Annotated in this window: 18 protein-coding genes; 8 read left to right on the top strand and 10 right to left on the bottom strand. The window is 50.1% G+C overall.

Going from position 1 to position 21,382, the window contains the following annotated elements:
* Positions 1-90: 90 nt before the first annotated feature.
* On the bottom strand, positions 91-900 hold the full coding sequence (locus KME12_17390; GenBank protein MBW4489559.1) for an inositol monophosphatase family protein: 810 nt from the start codon (positions 898-900) through the stop codon (positions 91-93).
* Positions 900-2,255 carry a BCD family MFS transporter gene (locus tag KME12_17385; protein ID MBW4489558.1) on the bottom strand — a complete coding sequence of 452 codons (1,356 nt, stop codon included), beginning with the start codon at positions 2,253-2,255 and terminating at the stop codon, positions 900-902. Before KME12_17385 ends, KME12_17390 begins: the two co-directional genes overlap by 1 nt.
* A gap of 338 nt (positions 2,256-2,593) precedes the next feature.
* Here KME12_17385 and KME12_17380 point away from each other — a divergent pair, with 338 nt between their 5' ends.
* Complete coding sequence (locus KME12_17380; protein MBW4489557.1) at positions 2,594-3,544, top strand: aldo/keto reductase; 951 nt, start codon at positions 2,594-2,596, stop codon at positions 3,542-3,544.
* A 105-nt stretch (positions 3,545-3,649) separates the two neighbouring features.
* Here the strand turns inward: KME12_17380 and KME12_17375 are convergent, their stop codons facing one another.
* The gene (locus KME12_17375; protein ID MBW4489556.1) at positions 3,650-4,939 is read right to left on the bottom strand and encodes a hypothetical protein; all 1,290 of its coding nucleotides are present in this window, start codon (positions 4,937-4,939) and stop codon (positions 3,650-3,652) included.
* Between the two features lie 525 nt (positions 4,940-5,464).
* On the opposite strand from KME12_17375, the gene KME12_17370 reads away from it, so the two are divergent.
* Entirely contained in the window at positions 5,465-6,853 is a 1,389-nt protein-coding gene (locus KME12_17370) for a UDP-N-acetylmuramoyl-tripeptide--D-alanyl-D-alanine ligase (protein MBW4489555.1), read from the top strand.
* Between the two features lie 255 nt (positions 6,854-7,108).
* Here the strand turns inward: KME12_17370 and mutL are convergent, their stop codons facing one another.
* Positions 7,109-8,857: a DNA mismatch repair endonuclease MutL gene (mutL, locus tag KME12_17365; GenBank protein MBW4489554.1), complete on the bottom strand. Its 1,749-nt coding sequence runs from the start codon at positions 8,855-8,857 to the stop codon at positions 7,109-7,111.
* 202 nt (positions 8,858-9,059) lie between these two features.
* Between mutL and KME12_17360 the strand changes: the two genes are divergently transcribed.
* Both KME12_17360 and KME12_17355 read left to right on the top strand, forming a co-directional pair.
* Positions 9,060-9,602 carry a rhodanese-like domain-containing protein gene (locus KME12_17360; GenBank protein ID MBW4489553.1) on the top strand — a complete coding sequence of 181 codons (543 nt, stop codon included), beginning with the start codon at positions 9,060-9,062 and terminating at the stop codon, positions 9,600-9,602.
* 222 nt (positions 9,603-9,824) lie between these two features.
* Entirely contained in the window at positions 9,825-10,217 is a 393-nt protein-coding gene (locus KME12_17355) for a rhodanese-like domain-containing protein (protein ID MBW4489552.1), read from the top strand.
* 148 nt (positions 10,218-10,365) lie between these two features.
* Here KME12_17355 and KME12_17350 read toward each other — a convergent pair whose 3' ends face one another.
* The 3 genes from KME12_17350 to trpB all read right to left on the bottom strand — a co-directional run bounded on the left by KME12_17350 (position 10,366) and on the right by trpB (position 13,244).
* A complete protein-coding gene (locus KME12_17350) occupies positions 10,366-10,995 on the bottom strand; it encodes a ribonuclease H-like domain-containing protein (GenBank protein MBW4489551.1) in 630 nt (209 codons plus the stop codon).
* 91 nt (positions 10,996-11,086) lie between these two features.
* Entirely contained in the window at positions 11,087-11,611 is a 525-nt protein-coding gene (locus KME12_17345) for a CAP domain-containing protein (GenBank protein MBW4489550.1), read from the bottom strand.
* Positions 11,612-11,960: 349 nt separating this feature from the next.
* Positions 11,961-13,244 carry a tryptophan synthase subunit beta gene (trpB, locus tag KME12_17340; GenBank protein ID MBW4489549.1) on the bottom strand — a complete coding sequence of 428 codons (1,284 nt, stop codon included), beginning with the start codon at positions 13,242-13,244 and terminating at the stop codon, positions 11,961-11,963.
* A gap of 497 nt (positions 13,245-13,741) precedes the next feature.
* Here trpB and KME12_17335 point away from each other — a divergent pair, with 497 nt between their 5' ends.
* Both KME12_17335 and ftsH4 read left to right on the top strand, forming a co-directional pair.
* Positions 13,742-13,933, top strand: coding sequence for a DUF2949 domain-containing protein (locus tag KME12_17335; GenBank protein MBW4489548.1), 192 nt, complete (start codon positions 13,742-13,744; stop codon positions 13,931-13,933).
* 91 nt (positions 13,934-14,024) lie between these two features.
* Positions 14,025-15,911 carry an ATP-dependent zinc metalloprotease FtsH4 gene (gene ftsH4 / locus KME12_17330; GenBank protein ID MBW4489547.1) on the top strand — a complete coding sequence of 629 codons (1,887 nt, stop codon included), beginning with the start codon at positions 14,025-14,027 and terminating at the stop codon, positions 15,909-15,911.
* 95 nt (positions 15,912-16,006) lie between these two features.
* Here ftsH4 and KME12_17325 read toward each other — a convergent pair whose 3' ends face one another.
* Complete coding sequence (locus tag KME12_17325) at positions 16,007-16,432, bottom strand: hypothetical protein (protein ID MBW4489546.1); 426 nt, start codon at positions 16,430-16,432, stop codon at positions 16,007-16,009.
* Positions 16,433-16,605: 173 nt separating this feature from the next.
* Here KME12_17325 and KME12_17320 point away from each other — a divergent pair, with 173 nt between their 5' ends.
* The gene (locus tag KME12_17320; protein ID MBW4489545.1) at positions 16,606-16,983 is read left to right on the top strand and encodes a histidine kinase; all 378 of its coding nucleotides are present in this window, start codon (positions 16,606-16,608) and stop codon (positions 16,981-16,983) included.
* Positions 16,984-17,040: 57 nt separating this feature from the next.
* The gene (locus tag KME12_17315) at positions 17,041-17,334 is read left to right on the top strand and encodes a hypothetical protein (protein ID MBW4489544.1); all 294 of its coding nucleotides are present in this window, start codon (positions 17,041-17,043) and stop codon (positions 17,332-17,334) included.
* Between the two features lie 60 nt (positions 17,335-17,394).
* Here KME12_17315 and KME12_17310 read toward each other — a convergent pair whose 3' ends face one another.
* Entirely contained in the window at positions 17,395-20,013 is a 2,619-nt protein-coding gene (locus KME12_17310) for a GAF domain-containing protein (protein ID MBW4489543.1), read from the bottom strand.
* Positions 20,010-21,116, bottom strand: coding sequence for an ABC transporter substrate-binding protein (locus KME12_17305; GenBank protein ID MBW4489542.1), 1,107 nt, complete (start codon positions 21,114-21,116; stop codon positions 20,010-20,012). Before KME12_17305 ends, KME12_17310 begins: the two co-directional genes overlap by 4 nt.
* Positions 21,117-21,382: the final 266 nt, after the last annotated feature.

The raw sequence follows: 21,382 nt of genomic DNA, 5'->3' as shown, positions 1-21,382 counted from the left end.
ACTTTTGGAGGGGGTCTGGGGGACGCAACCGTCCCTCAGCGGGAGTTTGAGGGCAGGTGCCCTCAAGGTCTTGGTTTTCTCAAGCAACCCCTATTTCTCCAAAAACCCCACAAACGGCCTAAAAAACGACACCAACTCCCCCCGACTCACCACCAAAGTTGGAAACGATCGCTCCCCGTAATCTTGGCCTACTTGCAGCGGAAAAATCGACTCCGATTCCAGAGGCACCCAGGTTGCTCCACCCGCCTGTGCGATCGCCCATACTGCTGCAATATCCCAGATTTTTGGAGTTGCCTCTACTGCCCCCAGAGTCGAACCCAGCGCCACAGTCAGCAGATTGTAAGTCGCCACCCCCAACATGCGAATCTTGCAAGGAAAGCGATTTTGCATCACCGCTGTACTACGAGCACACAAGCTAAAAAAGTGATTCCGCGAAGGCTCATCTGCGCTGCTGTGAATTGGCTGACGATTCAGAAACGCCCCAGTCGGCCCACTTAGCCCAGAATCACCATACCAAAACCCATGAAATGATTGCCCTAGTGTCGGCAAATGCACATACCCAAACACAGGTGTCCCGCGATATAGCAATCCCAAAGAAATCCCCCAGAGCGGAATGCCACGAGCAAAGTTGGTCGTGCCATCGATCGGGTCAATAACCCAGCACCATTCTGTTCCCGGAAAAATGTGCTCCACCTCTTCACTCAGCACCCCATGCTCCGGAAAAGCCGCCGCGATCGCCTCTCGCAATTCCTGGTCAGCCCATTGGTCGGATTGCGTGACTAAGCTACCATCAGCTTTTTCTGCCGCTTGCGCTTGACCAAAATCTGCTAGCAACTGTTGACCCACTCTCGCCGTCGTTGCCTCAGCAAAGTCCAGAATCGTCGTCCAAAAATCAGTCATTAATCCAGCTCACCTTCTAGCACCGCTGCGATCGCCTGTTTAGCATTGCTGCGAAATTCTTGCACATTTACCCGCCCCAAAAACCAAACTGCCAACACCATGCCCAAAGCTTGCAGTGCAAACACCAGACCATAAGCAAAAACTAAATTGCTGAACAGTTTCTTGCCTAGGTCGAGTACCGCTCCGCCTGTCACTGTTGCTAGCGCTCTGGCCATTGCCTGAGATAAACCCCAAGCGCCAATAAAAGTGCCTGCCGTTTCTGCTGCCGTGAGATCGAGCATCAAACTGATCGCTCCAGTTGTGGTGATTCCAGAGGCCAAGCCGAACAAGAACAAAGCAGCTTGGAGCAGTTTGGCATTTTGACTAAAGCCCGACGAAATAATCAAAAGAAAACTCAATGCCACCAAAAAGCAACCCCAACGAGTCGTCTTCTGCTTGCCCAGACGCGGCACTACAAGAAAGCCTGTGGAACCAATGCCCAACAGCGTGCCCAGCCCCCAAAAAGCATTCAGCCTCGTGGTTTCTGAGATCTGCATCTGGAATACCTGCGCTCCGTAAGGCTCCAGCACAGGTTCCTGCATAAACAAGCTAATTGTCATTACCAGGAGAAAGGTGAAAAACAGCCCAGTCTGCCGATTGGCGGTCAAAATCTTCAGGGCACGACCAAAGGTAATGCTATCTTCGCGATCGACCAAGCTGGAGCGAGAAGCGTAGCAGGAGTACTTCTTCTCCACCCCCACCGTTGCCAGCAACGCCAAACCAAACACTGCTGCTGGAATAATCATAAATATGCGGTTGATCGACGCTTGTACAGTCGCGATCGGAGCATCCAAGGCCAGTGGTTTCAGCGCCACACTGATGATGATGGCTCCAATCACAATGCCGACCATCAGCATCGACCAAACAATGCCTACTAGCTTAGAGCGGTTATTTTCATCTGAGACATCTACTAATAAGGCGGCAAAGGGGGTCGAGCTAGAACTTAGCGCCAAGCCATAAAGGGCAAAAACTAACCCTAGCAGCCCTACCCAAGCATAGGTTTGAGGAGTCCAGCCTTGAGTTTGCAAGCTAATGCCTAATTGCCACATCACCTGTACTGCTAAGAAAGAGGCGATCGCAAACAAGGCAGCCCCTACCCAGACATAACCTGTGCGGTGATGGCCTAAAAACGGTTTGGAGTCAGACATCTGGCCAAACCAAACTCGCGCTGGAGCCACAAACTGATGCATGGCGATCGCCCCAGCCGTCACTAGAGCGGGAACCTTCAGCTCCTCAATCATCACGCGATTCAGGACGCCCAATGTGAGCAGAGACATAATGCCTAAGCCCATCTGAAACAGCCCTAACCGGAACATGGTCAATAAATTAATCTGAGAGATTGCTGCTGTACTAGCTGATGGCTCTAAGTTTTCGGTTGAAAAATCATCTGTTTCCATATCTGCTAAAAAGTTGATTAGAACAATATTGACCAGCTGGTAACAATAGCTTTCTTTCTCAAGATAGAGGCTTCAAGCTGCCTTTTAGGGGGCGAATACTGAGATCTAGGATTTTTACAGCCCTTAGGTTCTATCTTTAGGCAGAATCAAAACTGTATAGAAATCTTAGAACGCTTACCTCAACGCCCCTCCAGCCTTTTCGTAGAACGTTACACTCTAAGCATGTAACGAAAAGTGAAGGGTTTAAGGGTCAGCGCATGCAAACAATTAAGCTTGGTCCGACCGGACCAGTTGTGCCTGCTTTAGGAATCGGGACATGGGCTTGGGGAGATAAGCTGTTTTGGAACTACGGCAGTCATTATGGCTCGACCGAGGTGGAATCCGCTTTCCAAGCTGCCCTAGAAGCGGGTGTCAACTTCTTTGACACAGCCGAGGTTTATGGGTTTGGTGAGTCGGAAAAGCTGCTAGGGCAGTTTATGCAGCAAACTCAGCAACCTGTGCAGATTGCCACCAAATATGGCCCCGCTCCTTGGCGCATTGGCGGGCAATCTGTCGCTGATGCTCTGACGGAAAGCTTGAAGCGGTTACAAGTAGACCAAGTGGCACTTTACCAAGTTCACTGGCCTTTCGCCTTCCTGATGAGCCAATCCACCCTAATGAATGCCTTAGCCGACGAAGTGCAGCGAGGCAGAATTGCCGCCATTGGCGTGAGTAACTACTCGGCTGAGCAGATGCAGGAAGCACACAGAATTCTGGCTGCGCGGGGTGTCCCTTTAGCCGTGAATCAAGTCCGCTATTCCCTGATCACTCGGCAAATTGAAGCCAACGGCATTTTGGATGCAGCTCGGCAACTGGGTGTGACGATCCTGGCCTATAGTCCCCTAGCTCAAGGCTTGCTGACTGGCAAATACACCGTGGAGAATTACCAAGAGCCTACCGGAGCCCGCCAATGGGATTCTCGCTTTAGCCGCGACGGTCTCCAGAAACTTGCGCCTGTGATCGATCTTCTCCAAGATCTAGGCACCAAGTATGGGCGTACCCCAGCTCAAGTCGCACTCAACTGGCTCATTGCTCAAGGGGGAGTCATTCCAATTCCAGGCGCGAAGAACGCCAAACAAGCCCAACAGAATGCGGGGGCTTTAGGCTGGACGCTCAGCGATGAAGACGTGATGCAACTCAATAAAGTGAGCCATTCTTGGCGCAGTTAGGGACTTAGTTAAGCAGGATCTGGCGATCGCTTTTCAGCCCTGTTTCCAAAGGGAGCGATCGCCCCAATTTCTTTAGAGCTTGGTATCCAATAATACTTTGCCTGACTAACTAATTTGATGGATGTAGGAAAGATCCACTACACCAAAGTTAGTGCTAAGGGCTACATTGAGGTTCTCCAACGCCTGAATTAGCCAATGCACCCCTTCACGAGCACAAGCCTCATAATGATTGAACAAAATAGAGAAGCGCTTCTCAAGATAGGGTCTCACCTTGCGGCAAAGCAACACAATCTTTAGTAGCAAGCCTGTGGCAGTGGTGGCCCCTAAGTTTGTAATTAGATCAACAAACACGAAATGGTTGGGGCGTTGGGCACTTTCTACGACCAAGAAGTTGAGTAAATAAGCACAAGTTCTGATTAGCAGAAACTCATTTAACGGCTGATCATGGTTATCTGGCAAAGTATTTCGCAGATGCAGGTAAAGCTGATTGTTAAATTGCCGCTTGCCATACTCTGGATCAATGGTGTCTACGATGTACTCGTACAAGTCGTCCTTAAAGGTTGCATAGGATCGCGTGTACTTGGTATGTAGCAGAAAGCGTTGAGCTAAATCTCGATAGGAAGCATCCCCATCGACACGACCTGCAAATTGTTGCAGAGCCTGGTAGAGTTCTTCGTCGCTTAATAGGGTGGGATTCTTCACCGCTTGAATTTGGCGGGCTTCTATTAAGGTCGGTGACAAGCGAATGATTTGAGACTGCCGCACTCGATAGGTGACGTACTGCGACAGGTCCACTTCAAATTGTCGCTGCACCTGAGTTTGAATTTGACGGATCGTTTGCTGATGCTCGTAAGAACTATCTTCACTCAGCAAGCAGTGGTCATACAGGTAGGGATAGCGCCGAATCAGCGTTCCTAGAGAGCGGTTATCTTGAGGCTGAGCTTCATTGGTTTGAATAATCACTCGCGCTAAACGGCGCAAGGTAGCACAGTGCTCGCTTTGGCAAAACAAGGCCACGAGTTCCCTTAACCGTCTCACTGATTTGGTGCGAGATACCTCAGTAATCGGGCGGATCGAAGGGGCCTCAAACAGAGCGACCAATTCTAAAATTGCCTGCTGCAACTGCGATCGCGTCTGCCAACGGTTGATCAAAATGTGGCAGCAACGATTTAAGACAAACTTGAATTCTTGTTCTGCCAGCTTAGAGGTAATTAGCTGATCGAGCGCAACGGTAATTTCGCGTTCTGGATAGCCAATGCCATCAATAAAAAGTGACTGAAAGCGCCCTAGTAACTGCTGAGGCGACTCATGCTCAACACAGAAGAGCATGTGGTCATAAAGCTTCTGCTCCTCTGGGGAAATTTCTCGATTGTATTGGCCTATCCAAGTAGTCACGTTAGTTTGCGCTCCCACACCTGGTAAAGGAGGCTAAGCGGGAATTTATGATGCTTGATATTAAGAGCGAATAGAGAATTTCCGTAGATACTGAGGAAAAATCCCGGTTTACAAAAAGGGCTTGTAAACTTCAATACTGCCTTGATCCTAGTACTTTCCCATCCTACTGGGCGAGATCACTGGTCAATGTGACTGAAATCACTAATCGCTTAAAGATTCAGTAAAGTTTTCAGTCCTTTGAAGTCTACAAGTTAACTGCTTTTTTGACCAGACTTCCTGTGTTGTAGCGAGCTACAGGAAGGGCAATTAGCGCTGAAAACCTTGTAGGCACATGATGGAATAGTGATTTTATTTATTCCCATTAGGCAATACATCCACAACTCAGTCTTTTCCGGAAAGATTGACCTAAATTTATCAAAAATTTTTAGAGCCCGGTTGAGGTCACATTATCTGTGGGTAGGAATCTGTGGGTAGGAGCAGGCAACGGTATGATCACAGCTAGTTTAGTTTCAAGCACTGCATCTTATGCCTTGTCGTGTCACCCTATCCCAGCTCGTAGAGATTCTGCACGCCACACCTCTCAACCTCTCTAGCGCAGATTTGGCGCAGCAAGCAACAGGCATTGGTACCGATACTCGCAGTCTTCAACCCGGAGAAGTGTTTGTTGCTTTGCGGGGTGAAAGGTTCGATGGACATAGATTTGTCGGTGCCGCTCTAGACCAAGGTGCGATCGCGGTAATTGTGGATCAAGCTTACGAGGAAACTCCGCCACGGGAAAAGACCGGGGTTTTGCCACTGCTCCAAGTGCCAGATACGTTACAGGCGTATCAAGCGATCGCGCGGTGGTGGCGAGACCAATGTGCAATTCCAGTGGTTGCTGTGACGGGATCAGTGGGCAAAACCACCACGAAGGAACTGATTGGCGCGGTGTTGGCAACCCAGGGACGAGTGCTGAAAACGCAAGCCAATTACAACAACGAAATTGGAGTGCCGAAAACTCTACTAGAACTAGAGCCAGAGCATGACTATGCCGTGATTGAGATGGGCATGCGAGGTCCGGGAGAAATTGCTCTGCTAACGCAAATTGCGCGGCCTGATATTGCGGTGATTACCAACGTGGGGACGGCCCATATTGGACGACTAGGCTCAGAGGAGGCGATCGCGCAAGCCAAATGTGAGCTGCTAGCGGAAATGGCTCCCACGGGAATCGCAATTCTCAATCACGACAGCCCTCTGTTATTGCCGACTGCCGCGACGCTCTGGTCGGGTAAAACTATCAGCTATGGTTTAGCGGGTGGGGATTTTCAAGGACAGTTAGTCGATGTCAATACCCTAACCGTAGAGGGGATAGAGTTTCCCTTGCCCTTACCGGGGCAACACAATGCTCTCAATTATTTGGCTGCTCTCGTGGTTGCCAAATGCTTGAATATTAGCTGGGAAGCATTGCAGGCAGGTTTGGCGGTTGATTTACCCAGTGGTCGTGCCAAACGCCATGAGCTACCAAATGATGTGGTGATTTTGGACGAGACTTACAACGCTGGGCTGGAGTCGATGATTGCGGCTTTGCAGCTGCTGGCTCAAACTCCGGGTCAGCGTCATATTGCTGTGCTGGGCACGATGAAGGAGTTGGGGGAGCGATCGCCGGAGTTTCACCAGCAAGTAGGGGCGATGGCAGCGCAACTGGGCTTAGACTATTTGTTGATTTTGGCTGATCCAGCGGAAAGTGCCGCGATGGTGGCTGGAGCGGTGGGAGTGGCGACGGAAGAGTTTGATGGGCATGAGGCGGTGGTGGAGCGGTTAAGGCAGTTGGTGCAACCGGGCGATCGCTTGTTGTTTAAGGCATCAAGGGCGGTGGCATTGGATCGGGTGGTGGATGGTTTTTGTCAGGAGTTGAAAGTGAATTCTTTGTCGTAGTTAGTTGGTGGTCTGAGTTTAGATTTTGAAATCCGAACCCTTGAGGGCACCTGCCCTCAAACTCCCGCTGAGGGACGGTTGCGTCCCCCAGACCCCCTCCAAACGAAGCTATTTGTGGGTGTTTCGAGCCTGTGTCTTTATTTCTTTTCGAGCTTGTGTCTTTATTTCTGAAGTTGTAACTCTTGGCTCTTGGCTTCTAACTCCTCTCCCCTCACTCCTCTCTTTTCATCCTTCATCCTTCCTCCCTCATCCTTCCTAAATCCCATGACTTTTGCCAATTACCCAATGGCGGCGGAAAAATCGCGATAGGGTGGTTTCTTCTAGGGATAGGTAGATGGGGCGACCGTGGGGGCAGGTGTGGGGGCGGCGGGTTTGTTGCCACTGATCAAGCAGGGTTTGCATCTCTGGCAGGGTAAGGGGGGTGCCGTTGCGGATGGCGCTGCGGCAGGCGGTGGCAATGAGCGCGGATTCTAGGTCGCCGCCTAAGCTAAGTTCCCAGAGGGCGGCGGCACAGTCTTCGCGTTTGGCTAATAGGTCTGGGCCTGTCCGTACTGCCCACAGTTGTTCGCCGAATTGTTCTACTTCTAGCCCTAGGCGTTGTAGTTGTTCGCGCTGGGGGGCTGAGAGTTGGTTAAGAACGACGGGAGGGTCTAGAGGAACTAGATGCCAACGATCGCACAGTTGCTCATACAGGACGCGCTCATGGGCGATATGCTGCTCTATCAACCACATCCCGGCAGGATGCTCGACCACAATATAGGTGTTGCTGACTTGGGCGACGGCTCTGAGTTCTAGAAGCTGCGAAGGGAGGGGTTGCTTGGCTTCGGCTGTATTTGGAGTTTCAGGATTTGAAGTTTCAGGTTCTACAGGAATGGTACGGCTGACTTGATAAACGCCATCGGCTTCGGCTACTTTCAATAGCTGCCCGATTCGCTCTGATTGGTAAGACTCTGTGAGCTGAGCAGGGCTGAAGTGGAGGGCTTGGGCGATCGCTTGGGTGATGGCCTCTTGCCAATTGCTTAAATGATGCAGATATACTTCAGCTTTAGCGGGGTGACGGTTCCAATCGATTTGGTCGGAAGGGACTTGCAAGTGGACGAAGCAAACAGGGTAGCGATCGCGAGGCAGGGTGCGGCGAAAGGCGGCGAGAATGGTTTGCTCTAGTTCTGGAGCCTTGACGATGCGGCCATTGATGGCGACTCGGACCCAATCGGGGCGGCGACGATGGCAACGGTCTGGTAGACCCAGTACGAGTTGGAGGTTTTCTGGGCTGGCAGAATTGGAAGTTGGTGTGTCTAGATTGGGGGCGCTTCTGGGGTTGGTGATCGCTAGAGCATGTAGGTCACTGAGATGGCTACTTCGTAAAATCTGGGCTAAGACGGGCTTGGCATCTTCTCCTGACCAAATCGAGAACCAAGGGCGATCGTTTTGTTCGACTTGCCAGGTGACGTGGGGGTGACAGAGAGCAATCTGCTGAATGGTGAGCTGAATCAGGCGCAGTTGCTGCGTGGGGGAGGGCAGTCCTTCTCGACGGGCGGGCCAGATGCCAAACAAGTTGCTGGCGGTGATGACGGTGCCAGGGGCGATCGCGACAGGTTCGACTCGGACTGGCTCGCCTTGGGTGTTGTAGCTGACTTGCCAGCCTGCTTGATTGCTGTGGAGCCGACTCAAAACTTCTAGTTCTGCCAACTGAGCTAAGCTATGTAATGCTTCACCCCGAAACCCTAAGCTGGTGATCTTCCACAGGTCTTCGCTCACCTGAATTTTGCTGGTACTGTGGGGCGTTGCAGCTTGTTTCAGATCAGTCAAATCCATGCCAGAGCCGTTATCTGCAACTCGGACTCGCCATTGCTCTGGCCAGAGCGCGATCGCGATCCGAGTTGCTCCTGCATCTAGGGCATTTTCGACTAATTCCCGCACAACTGCTGCCAGAGAATCGATCACTTCTCCAGCCGCGATTAAATGAACTACCTCTAGAGGCAGGGTCTGAATTCTGGGTGCCATAGATCCAGTTTAAAGGACAGATTCGTCAGAGTGGAGCTAGGTTTTGAGTACGATCGCCTCGCTTTTGGCGGCATCTGGAAACGGCGCGATCTGCCCAAAGGGAGAACTTTTCGACCTTACTACTCAGGGGGGATCGATTGCTTCTAGCTTGCCATTACAGTTCAAGTGATGTGATTTGATTAAAAAGTTCGTTATGGAAAATATGCAAGATAAAGCTAAAAGTGCTGTAGATAATGCTGCCCATGCTGCGGATAAGGCAACCCACAAGGTAGCAGACGCTATTGACCATGCTAAAGATGCTTTGCCCAATGTCACTCCTACCCCTCCTGGATTGAAAGCTGAGTCTTCGGTGCATGACCTCAAGTCTCGCTTGGAGTGGGGCGAACCTGCTCTGACGATTTTGGATGCTCGCGATCGCGAAAGCTTTAATGCCAGCCATATCACCGGAGCCATGTCTATGCCGATGGACGTGCTGGTAGATTGGGCCAAGTCTAGCCTAGAGCCTAACCGGGACATTTATATTTATGGCAGCAGTGATCAAGAAACCGCTCAAGCTGCACAGGTACTCCAAGGTGCTGGTTTCTTTAACGTTGCTCAAATAAAAGGTGGATTGGAAGCGTGGAAAGCAATAGATGGCGCAACGGATGGCACCATTGATTCCCAAACTCCTCCTGGCCCCGAAGGCTACAACGTGATCTCTGCGATCGCCAACCATACTCAGAAGCAAGAAATCGATTTCCAATAATTAAGCATTGAATCCTTGCTGCGTCTAGGGTCTTGCTTGAAGCGATGGATTGATTCGGGGCTGCCTTTAGGTGATGCCCCATTTTTGATTTTTGGTGCCTGCCTGCTAGATGCAAGGCAATAGATTAAGTCAAGGCTTTAAAGTCAAGGTTTCTACATAAAATTTTGCAGCTTACAAAATCAGTTGTTAGATTGCAAGCAAAGCCACTTGCCATTCACCCTCATGGACGCGTTCTTTAGCCTTCTCCCTCGGCCTCCAGCGCTACGCTCCAAGTCCCGCGTTTACGATCTCAAAGCTCGCCTAGATTGGGGTGAACCCGCACTGACCATTATTGATGTGCGCGATCGCAGCCAATTTAACCTCAGTCACATCACGGGTGCCATCTCCATGCCCCTGCCCGAGCTTCCCGCCCGCACCTTGGATTGCCTAGAATTCAATCGCGATTTGTACATCTACGGCGACATTGACGAAGAAGCCGCCGAAGCCGCCGCTAAGCTGCGAACCGCCGGATACCACAATGTCTCAGAGTTGCGGGGTGGATTGCCTGCCTGGAAAGCAGTAGGTTATCCGATTGAAGCAACACTAACAACCTTTCAAGCTGGAAAATCGTCATAGCCAATAATGTTGACCTCTCCCCAAACCCCTCTCCGACACGGCGAGAGGCTTTGAATTTGGCTCCCCTTCCCTACTAGGGAAGGGATTGGGGGGTTAGGTTTCAATACGATTTGCACTCAGCAAGTCACGCCCCCTAGCTGGCTAGAGGTTAGTGTTCAAACAAATCTTTATATTGCAGCAAATCTAGGGTAACAATGGTTGGCAAACAGTTAAAGCACTGCTGGGCTAACTCCCACCGCTCTTCTCGCTGCAACATGGCTGTGAGCTTTTGACGCACGCTCAAGAGATAGCGCACATCATTGGCAGCGTAGCGCAGTTGAGCGTCAGATAAATTGGCTGCATTGCCCCAATCTGAGCTTTGAGCACTTTTGTCCAATTCCACACTCTCTAACTCTTGCACCACATCTTTCAAGCCATGGCGTGGAGTGTAGGTGCGGGCTAGTTTACTGGCAATTTTGGTGCAGAAAACGGGTGAAGTTTGAATGCCTAAATTATGCTTCAGCGTAGCGATATCAAACCGAGCAAAGTGAAACACCTTTGTCACCGTTGGCGCTTCTAGCAATTGCTGGAGATGGGGAGCCTCAGTTTGGCCCCGCTCGATTCGCACCCCTGCCCCGCGACCTTGTGAATCGCAAAGTTGCACCAAGCAAAGCCGATCACGGTGGGGCAGCAGGCCCATCGTTTCTGTATCGACGGCGATCGCTTCGACGGGTAAATATTGCTGTAACGCTGCTTCAGGTAAATCGCGATCGTAAACCTGAAAGTCTTCAAAATCCATCGCTCAACTGCTCATAAACAAAGTGCCCTGAACCGCAGCAGCAGCAGGGCACCTCATTATTGTATGAGTTACGAGAACTTGAGACTATCCGTTAACGGGAACGGATAAAGATTTGGGTCAAGTAGTATTCGCCTTTGGCGTTTTTGGCGACACCGATGCCGCTGACGTTGTAGTTGCCTTCAATGTTGGTGCGGTGTCCATTACTTTTAATCCAGCCTTGCACTGCTTTACTGGCAGGGTCGTTAAAGCCTTGATTATAGGCCACGTTTTCAGCCGCACCTCTGTATGCCACTGTTTTGGCGATCGCCGCGACTCTCGGCTGAAATCCATTATGGCTAAAGGGCACTTTACCATTAGCCATGCTTTGGCTATGTTTGCGAGATTGCTCCGCGATCGCCGCGTTCCAAGTTAAGGCAGGTAAGCCCTTGGAGGCACGGTACTTGTTGATTTGGTCAAAAGCAGATTTCTCAATGGCACTGAGAGAACTAGCAGTCGTTGGTGTCTGAGCAATTAGTGGGGTGTGTGAGTTCGCAGGCTGAAGCGTGCGACTAATAGGTTTGGTGACAGCAGGGGCAGGATTTTGAGTGGTGAGGGCTCCTGCCAATCCGCCTGTCATCACGACAGCACTGCAAGCAATCCCAGTCAGAAGGGGTCGCATCATGAAACATGGCTCCTATGTGATCTAGAGCAAGTTAAAAAGGGTAGATGAGGTGCGTAGAAACCTGAAAAGTCAAGCTTTGAGGAGAGAAAAGTTTCTCAAGCTGACACCCAATCTATTCGGACTTGCAACTAGAACAATGGTTCCCAAATTAGCGATCGCTTGCGAGGGCGTAGCCCTTATCGCGCCTCTCAAGATAACCCACCGTAGGGGCGAAGCATTCGGGCAAGAGTCTTTGCAGTTGTCCAAAGTACTGTTATCGAATGCTTTGCCCCTACGCCATGCAGAATTGTTGGGTTGTTATTCCCTAGGAATTCTGTTCATCTAGCTTCAAGTATTTGATCACGCTCTGTACGTCCTTGTCACCTCGACCAGAGCAGTTAATCACAATGCGGGGGCTACCTTCGAGTTGAGGGCAAAGGTGCTCTAAGTAGGCGATCGCGTGAGAGGTTTCCAAAGCGGGAATAATTCCTTCTAGCTTAGAAATCAATTGAAAACCTTCCAGCGCTTCTTGATCCGTAATGCTGTAGTACGCTGCCCGACCGCTGTCCTTGAGGTAGCTGTGCTCAGGGCCAACGCCAGGGTAGTCTAAACCTGCGCTAATCGAATGTGGCTCAATTACCTGGCCGTCCTGGTCTTGCAACAGATAGCTCATCGCCCCGTGCAATACCCCTACCCGTCCGCGAGTTAACGTCGCCGCATGTTTCTCCGTGTCCACACCTTCCCCAGCCGCTTCAATACCAATGAAGCGCACACTGGATTCATTCACAAATTCGTGGAATAGACCCATTGCATTCGAGCCACCGCCCACACAAGCCAACAGAATATCAGGCAAGCCACCCCACTTTTCTTGGCACTGCGCCCTAGTTTCTTGACCAATCACCGCTTGGAAGTCGCGCACAATCATTGGGTAAGGATGGGGGCCAGCGACCGAACCGAGGATGTAGTGAGTATTCTCCACATTCGTCACCCAGTCCCGAATCGCCTCCGAAGTCGCATCTTTGAGCGTGCCTGTCCCCGAAGCCACCGGACGCACTTCCGCACCCATCAACCGCATCCGGAACACATTCAGGGCTTGCCGCTCCATATCGTGCACCCCCATATAGATGATGCACTCCAGACCAAACCGAGCGCAGACTGTCGCTGTCGCCACCCCATGCTGCCCCGCGCCAGTTTCAGCAATAATCCGCTGCTTACCCATCCGCTTTGCTAGCAGCGCCTGAGCCAAAGAATTATTGATCTTGTGGGCACCCGTGTGGTTTAAGTCTTCGCGCTTCAGATAAATCTGCGGGCCACTCCCATCCGGGCGGGCATACCGAGTCGTTAACCGTTCCGCGAAGTAAAGCGGGCTGGGTCTTCCTACGTAATCCCGCATCAGTCCTTGTAGCTCCTGCTGGAACTCCGGATCATTGCAATACTGATGAAACGCCGTTTCTAACTCACTCAGCGCTGGCATCAGCGTTTCCGGCACATACTTACCCCCAAACTGACCAAATCGCCCCAGGGCATCAGGCCGCTGAGCAGACGTGATCACTTCAGCAAGATTATCGATCGCAGATTGATGGGTAGAAGAGAGAGGAGTACGTGTCACAGAGCTAGCGCAGTGATGGGATAGGTTTCATTATAGGAAATCCCACTAGTTCTGAAACAGCGATCGCGGGAAAATGGACAAGCGATCGCTCAAGCCTTGAAGCAAGCTGAGATTACTGTTGCCGTTGGTAATCCTCGTCAAGTGTAAAACCTTGCCAAAGCAATCGCAAAAGCAAACTCGCAAGGGGCGATCGCAAGAGCAACAAGCCAGTCCAAAAATGAGAAGCTTGTTTACAAATTCAACACAGGAACCTTCGTCTTTTAGTTCTGTCTCTTGGTAGGGTATAGGACTGGCCTACAGGAAGAGCAAAGGGCTATAGCTCCTACAGTACATTGCAGTTCAAGCAAAATACGGGACGGAAGTACGGAGATCCCCTCCATCTTGTTTCTCCGGAAGTGCCGATGTTGCTTGTATAATTCAGCCATCTTTTCTGAAAAAACATTTCAAAACTTAACACTTGTTCTTGCATTTTTTAACAAAGGATCATAAAAGCAGCTATGGAAAGTAGAAGATTGACCCGATTGATCAAGTTCTTGCGAGAGGAGCTAGCAGTGCCCGCTGCGGCGATCGCCATTGGTTTACGCCATCGGGAGCAAGATATGAGCCAGTTACCCATGATTCTTTGGCAGTACGGGTTAATCACCCTCGACCAGCTCAATCGTGTATTCGACTGGATGGAAACGGCATAGCGGATAACCACCCCTTCAGCAGGTTTACCCAGACGCTCTTTGACTTCTAGAATTCAAGCAATTGCTTTAAGAGAATCAAGAGCATTCACAAATGCCAATTAAAAAAGATCAGCCTCAACCCCCCCGTTCTCGCCAAATTAGCAATATTTTGCTATTGCTATCAGGCTTATTTTTGTTGGCAAACCTAGTTTTTCCCAATTTATTTGCCCCTCAAGTTCCGCGAGTCCCTTATAGCTTGTTCATTCATCAAGTTGATGAGCAAGAAGTTGCCAAGGCAGCGGTGGGCCAAAATGAAATTCGCTATCAGCTGAAAGGAGAAGGCGACCAACAGGGTCAAGTCCTCAGCACAACTCCCATTTTTGACCTCAACCTGCCCAAGCTTCTAGAAGAAAAAGGGGTTGAGTTTGGTGCAACGCCACCGTCTAAAAATGGCTGGATTAGCACCCTCATCAGTTGGGTGATTCCACCGCTGATTTTCATCGGTATCTGGCAATTCTTTATTGCCCGGAGTGCTGGTGGCTCTCAAGGAGGTGTACTCTCCATTGGCAAGAGCAAAGCCAAAGTTTATGTCGAAGGTGAATCTGCCAAAATCACGTTTGGGGATGTGGCAGGCGTCGAAGAAGCCAAAACTGAACTGGTAGAAATTGTCGATTTTCTCAAAAGTCCCGATCGCTTCCTGCAAATTGGTGCTCGCATCCCTAAAGGCGTGTTGCTGATTGGCCCTCCGGGTACAGGTAAGACCTTGTTAGCTAAAGCAGTTGCGGGTGAAGCTGGAGTGCCTTTCTTCAGTATCTCTGGCTCTGAGTTTGTCGAAATGTTTGTTGGCGTCGGTTCTTCTCGGGTCCGCGACCTATTTGAGCAAGCCAAGAAACAAGCCCCTTGCATCATCTTTATTGATGAATTAGATGCGATTGGCAAGTCCCGCGCCTCCGGTGGTTTCTACGGTGGCAACGATGAGCGGGAGCAAACCCTTAACCAGTTGCTGACTGAGATGGATGGCTTTGCTGCGGGTGGAGCCACTGTAATCGTACTAGCCGCCACTAACCGTCCTGAAAGCTTAGATCCAGCATTACTGCGTCCGGGACGTTTCGATCGTCAAGTGTTGGTCGATCGCCCAGACTTATCAGGTCGGGAAGAAATTCTTGGAATTCACGCCCAGAAAGTGAAGCTAGGCCCAGATGTAGACTTACGGGCGATCGCGACTCGGACTCCTGGTTTTGCGGGGGCAGACTTGGCTAACTTAGTCAACGAAGCTGCGCTCTTAGCCGCTCGTCAAAATCGTCAAGCCGTCGCCCAAGAAGACTTTGCTGAGGCGATCGAGCGTGTAGTAGCGGGCTTAGAGAAAAAGAGCCGCGTCCTCAACGAAAAAGAGAAAAAGATTGTGGCCTACCACGAAGTTGGTCACGCTTTAGTCGGTGCTCTCATCCCTGGCAGCGGTCGCGTGGAAAAAATCTCGATTATTCCTCGTGGCATGGCAGCGCTGGGTTATACCTTGCAGCTCCCTACCGAAGATCGCTTCTTAATGGATGAAGGCGAACTGCGCGGTCAAATTGCTACGTTGTTAGGCGGTCGCTCCGCAGAAGAAATTATCTTCGGTAGCATTACCACAGGCGCTTCCAATGACCTCCAACGTGCTACAGACTTAGCTGAGCGCATGGTTACCACCTACGGTATGAGCAGAGTTCTCGGCCCGCTCGCCTATGACAAAGGTCAACAGGGCATGTTCCTAGGGGGCGAAGGTATGAATCCTCGCCGCATGGTCAGCGAGAAAGTGGCTGAAGAAATCGATCGCGAAGTTAAGGATATTGTTGAAACGGCTCACCAACAAGCCCTCGATATTTTGAACCAAAACCGAGACTTGTTGGAGGCGATCGCCACTCAACTGCTAGAAACAGAAGTGATTGAAGGAGAGACGCTGCACAAGCTCTTAAGCCAAGTCAAATCAGCTAGCGACAAAATCCCTGCTGGCATTGCTTAAGCCCTTGCTAAGTAGCATCTAACTAGTGCAATTAGTGCAAAAGAGGCTGAATTACCTAAGTGCGGTAGTTCAGCCTCTTTTGCGGATCACTCACTTCAGCAAGCAGCATTGAACAACTCTAGAATTTCACGACAAAAGCCTTTTAGTTCTTCAGCGATCTCTGGCACTGGCTGTTTGGCTCCTTCAAAGCTCCAGTTTTCTACGGTGGAAAGTCGCCACTGTTTACCTTTATGGTCAAAACCCACGGCCTCTACCCCGATCGCTCGGCGGATTTTTGTTATAGGGTCTTGATAGAACCGAATTTGTACCAAAATACTGCGGCTTTGAAACAGACGGCTACGACCCGGAAAGTGAAAACCAATATCGATCGAATCGGGGTCTACTAACTCTCTCGTATCGGAATCATTCGCCCAAGGCTTGAGATCAGCTCTAGCATCAGGAAATTTGGTCTTAAATAAGTTAACCACCGTTGCGATTTTGCTGGCGGTTTCAAGGTTCAGGGCCTGCTCGGCTGCGTTCACTTGAACCACTCCTTCCGACGTACCAAAGGGATTATAGGCAATGGGATTTGGCAAGTAATTGTGCCCAATTGTTCAACAATGGGCAGACTGAAGTTGGCAAAACCACGATGCTAGATTTATTCGCATCATTGCAGATTAGCAGTTCAGCGCTGAACTATCAGGAGTTCGACCACATGGCTACACCCTGTCACATCATCGTAGAAGGTAATCCAGCCATCATCTACGCTAGTAGAGAAGGAAGTCCCGCAAAGATTCTGCCTCGGCTTCAGCCTTTTCTATCAAAATTTTGGCAGGAAAGAGACATCTCTGGAGAATACTGTGATACTCCAGAGTGCTTGTTAGCTCAACTGGTCGTGAGATTTGGATTTGAAATGTGCGAGGATGACTTCTCCCATCTCCGGGTAGGGCTGACCTATCGTCCTGAGGTGGAGTACCTTTACTACATTGCTGCTAACCGCACCATGAGTGTTTGGACTCCCCGCTCAGATTACCGCCAGACCCCTAGCCTAGGACTTCAAGGTTGCCAACCGCTGGTTAATGAGCTGTGTTAGCTCTGCTCAAAGATAATTCTGGCAGCATAGCCGCTGATGTACTTTTTCTGACCAAAGGTGCAGGGTTCTAGAGGCGTAGCAAGTTTACATTTAAAAATAAAACTACTTGCCATGTTTTCTGAGTCTCCTTCAGTTAAAAAACTCTACGAGCGACTTTCTCATAAAGTCAAGGTCGTTTCTCAAGATATTGAAAACAAAGTCCAAAAGGCCATTGGCGATCCTGCAAACTCTGACTCTATCAATAAGAATCAGCCAACTCATTTAGATGAAATGCTGATCCTACAAACTCTGAAAACCATTGAGGATAAAGCCAGGAACAAGATGGAGAAATCTGATCAGTCTTGGCAGTAGGGGCGATCGCTGCTAGTCAATATTTTCATGCCAATATTTCCATGCCAATATCAATTATTTCTAGGTTTGGCGCAAAGGAATCTCAATTACAAACTTAGTTCCTTGGCCTGGAACCGAAACACAGCGCAAGGTTCCTCCATGCCTATCTGTGATGATTTGGTAGCTAATTGATAAACCTAACCCTGTGCCTTTACCGACAGGCTTGGTGGTAAAGAAGGGGTCAAATAGCCGTGGCTGGTCAGCTTCAGCAATCCCAAAACCATTATCAGCAATTCGAATTTCAACAGATTGAGTACCGAGCGGGCGGGTGCAGATTTCAATCTTGGCTGCCTGCAACTGCTCAGGAGATTGGGTCTGATCACCTTCCAAAGCATCGATCGCATTGGTTAGCAGGTTCATAAAGACTTGGTTGAGTTGCCCCGCGTAGCACTCTACCAAAGGTAAATTTCCATAATCTTTAATCACTGCAATTTCAGGGCGATCGGATTTAGCCTTGAGCCGATTCTGTAAAATCATCAAGGTACTATCAATCCCCTCGTGGATGTCCACAGCCTTCATTTCTGCTTCGTCCATCCGGGAGAAGTTTCGCAGAGACAACACAATTTTTTGAATCCGATCGGCTCCTACCTTCATGGAGGCTAGGAGTTTTGGCAAGTCTGCCAGCAAAAAATCAAGATCGATTGCCTCCACTTCGGCGGCAATTTCAGGAGTCAGATCCGGGACCTGCTGCTGATAAAGCTTCAACAACCGAGTCAGGTCTTGAATGTACTCTCCGGCATAGCTGAGATTGCCGTAGATAAAATTCACCGGGTTGTTAATCTCATGGGCTACCCCTGCCACCAATTGACCCAAGCTAGACATCTTCTCGCTTTGCACGACTTGAGCTTGCGTTTGCTGAAGTTCTCGCAAAGTCTGCTCTAGCTCTTGGGCCTTGGCTCGCAGTTCTGCTCCAGTCTTTTGCACTTCCTCGAACAAACGGGCATTATCGAGAGCCGTGGCAATCTGCCCCGCCAAAGTATTAAAGGTTTCCAAGTCCATCTGGCTAAAACGGTGGCTCCGCTTGTCCTGGACGTTGAGTACCCCTAGCAAAGCGCCTCGCGTGATCAGAGGCACCACAACTTCAGACCCTACACTCAGTAGATGGACCCCCGCTAACTCAGAGGCACGGTTCGCTTGATCAAGGCAAATAATCTCTTGGGTGCGAGCGGCAGTGGCAATCAAGCTTTCGGAATCATCTAAGGCAATCTGGGTTGGTTGTCCTAGTCTCGTAATATCTTCCTGGCTAGACTCAACTTCTTTGACCAAAACTTGTTTATCGATGTTGAGCAAGTAGATTTGGATGTAGTGCAGGTTGAAGCGACTTTGCATCAGAGCGATCGCCTCCCGTAACAGAAGTTTTGGATCTAGGATGACTTGTGACAGTTCACTCATAGCCCCCGTGACTTGCTGGCTCACTTCTAACTCATGGGTGCGCTCTGCTAAGTTTTCCAGCAGCTTGCCCACCTGCTCGGCCATTTGGTTGAACCTATCCGCCAGCAGGCCAATTTCGTCTTTGGTTTGGATGGTACTCCGAGCTTTGAGATCACCTGTGGTAAAGCGGGTCACGACACCCGTCAGCCCTAGCAATGGTTTGGTCAAAAACTGACTGAGCGCAATTGCCGCCGCAATCACCAAGACTGCGATCGCGATCGCCAACAGCAAGGTGGCCCGAATTTGGGCTTGGATGGGTGCGAGAAATAAACTCTGTGACTCTACAAAAACCACCGACCAAGGCTGAGTTTTCAACTTAGCGACGGCAGCTGAACTCAGCTCAGAGTTGTTAGCGACTAAAAAGGTGGTAAAGAAAGCAGATTTATTAGCGTTCTGAAGCCCCTGAGCAAACTCAGGTAAGTTTGTCGCTAGCTCGGTTGGGGGAACCTGTGGCAATCGTCCTGCGGCTTGTAGCGATCGCACTTTTGCGGGTGGTAGGGGTGTAACGGCCTTAAAAATTAGCTCTGGAGCATACCCTTGCGCTAGACGAACTTGATTTTCATCCAACAAAATTGCGAACGAGGCTTTGTCACCCGCGACCAGATCGCTATTCTGCGCGACTAGCCGTTGAATCACGTTGGCATTGTAGCGAACTCGCACCACACCAATGATGTTGCCTGTGGCATTACGAACCGGGCTACTAAAATACAAACTCGCCACTTTGGCATTGGCAGCATATTGCACGGGCGAAACGTAAGGTAAGCCAGTTTTGAGGGATTGCTGAAAATAATTCCAATTGGCTTCACTGTTTCCCACATCTGCCGTGTAGGTGTCTACAACATTTTGTCCCTGTTGGTCGAGCAAGGCATAAGACAAGATATTCAGCGTGTCTTTGCGGCCTAGCGCCAGTAAAGTTGTTTCTACCTCAGCCCGAATCGCGGCTCGCCTCTGAGTTGGCAAAGCGAGATATTGAGACAGAATGGGTAATTGCGCTTCCACCCGAACCGCATCAAGATTCGTTTTAATAAATGAATCTAGACTGAGAGCAGTTTGGGAAGCAGCTCCTAAGAGAGCCAGATTGGCATTGTTGGTCAATGCTTTTTGGGTCGTCCGCTGATTTAGCAGCGCCAAAACCAAAAGCGGCAAGAGCGCCACGCCCAAAAAAGACCAGATCAATTTGCTACGCAGACCTAAAAATTGCAGCTTCATTGCAAATGTCCCTCTCCCAAAGCTTGTATAAAGGAAGGAACAATTAGCTTGTCAATATCCGGTGCAGCACTCAGTCCTCCAGTACGAATAAAAAAGTCAGCGTACAACTGGGCAGTGTGATACAACGACTCTGTGGTTTTGCCTGGAGTCAATGCCTTTAAGTTGTCTGCCACAGTCGCGAGATGAATTCCCTCAGTTGAAATCTCTTCTGGCTTCAGCTTGAGCACTTTTGCCAGCAAGACGTTGCTCTCTTGAGGATGAGCTTGCCAATAATCTACCGCTTGGAACCAACCCCGGACAAAGGCTTGTACTTGTTGAGGGCGATCGCGCACAACATTAGCGTGAAACACAAGAGTATCCGGAATTAGCCCTGGGGTGTCCTGACTGCTAAGTAAAACCTGCCCTCCCGCTTTCATCACTTGTGAGACGTAGGGCTCCCATGAATGTCCCGCCTGAATATCACCTTTCTCCATGCGGTCTGGCACCATTTCCCCTTCAATGTTGACCAGGGTGACATCAGCCGCAGTGAGGTGCTGGAATCCTAGCAGCGTTGTAATAAATAGCTCTCCAAAGTCACCCAGCTTTACCCCGATCCGCTTGCCCTTGAGGTCGCTCAAATTCTTAATCTCAGGCCCAACCACTAACATATCTGCTCCAGCAGACTGATCACTAACCAAAACCAGCTTCACATCCGGGTTTTGCCCAGCGATGCTCATGAGGCTACCTAGGGTGACTGTGACTCCATCGGAATGCCCCGCACTGAAGTTAGAGACTGACTCTAAATAGTTGCTGGAATAGATTGGCTCAACTTGCACTCCCTGCTGGGCAAAGAAACCTTTTTCTTGAGCCAGAATCAGGGGAAAGTAACCTGGCCAAGAGGTATAGCAACCAATTTTTAAGGGGGACTGCTCTGACTGGGATGTGACCGTGGTAGCACTATGGCAGGCCACAATCAGCAGAACACTCAATAGAGCAAGACAGAATAGGCGAAGAAACCGAGATGGCATACTGACCAGGCCGATGGGGTGTTTGATAGCAGTTCTACTGTCTCTCATACTGGATTCTGGCAAATTGATTCTGGCGAGTTGAGTTTTTTGATTCATTTAGCGAGGCTTCGCCCCATCTCAACCCATCTGCCAGAGATCTCTTTATCGGATGGCGGAATCAGCGATCGCCAACCATCCTACCAGTCGTGCTAAGAACCAAAGCCGACCTACTACTTAATTTTCCCCGTGTCTAAGGGCGATCGAAGTCACAAACTGGAGAATTTTTATCCGCCATCTTGCTGATTCTCAGTAAAACTGCGGTCAGACCCTCACCTTAATGATGGCAGCTTGGTCCCGCAAACCTTAAGCGGGCAACACTTGAA

This window comes from Trichocoleus desertorum ATA4-8-CV12, from assembly GCA_019358975.1.
Classification (GTDB): domain Bacteria; phylum Cyanobacteriota; class Cyanobacteriia; order FACHB-46; family FACHB-46; genus Trichocoleus; species Trichocoleus desertorum_A.
The sequence above is the reverse complement of the archived record's forward strand: the minus strand, read 5'-3'. Positions and strand labels throughout refer to the sequence as shown.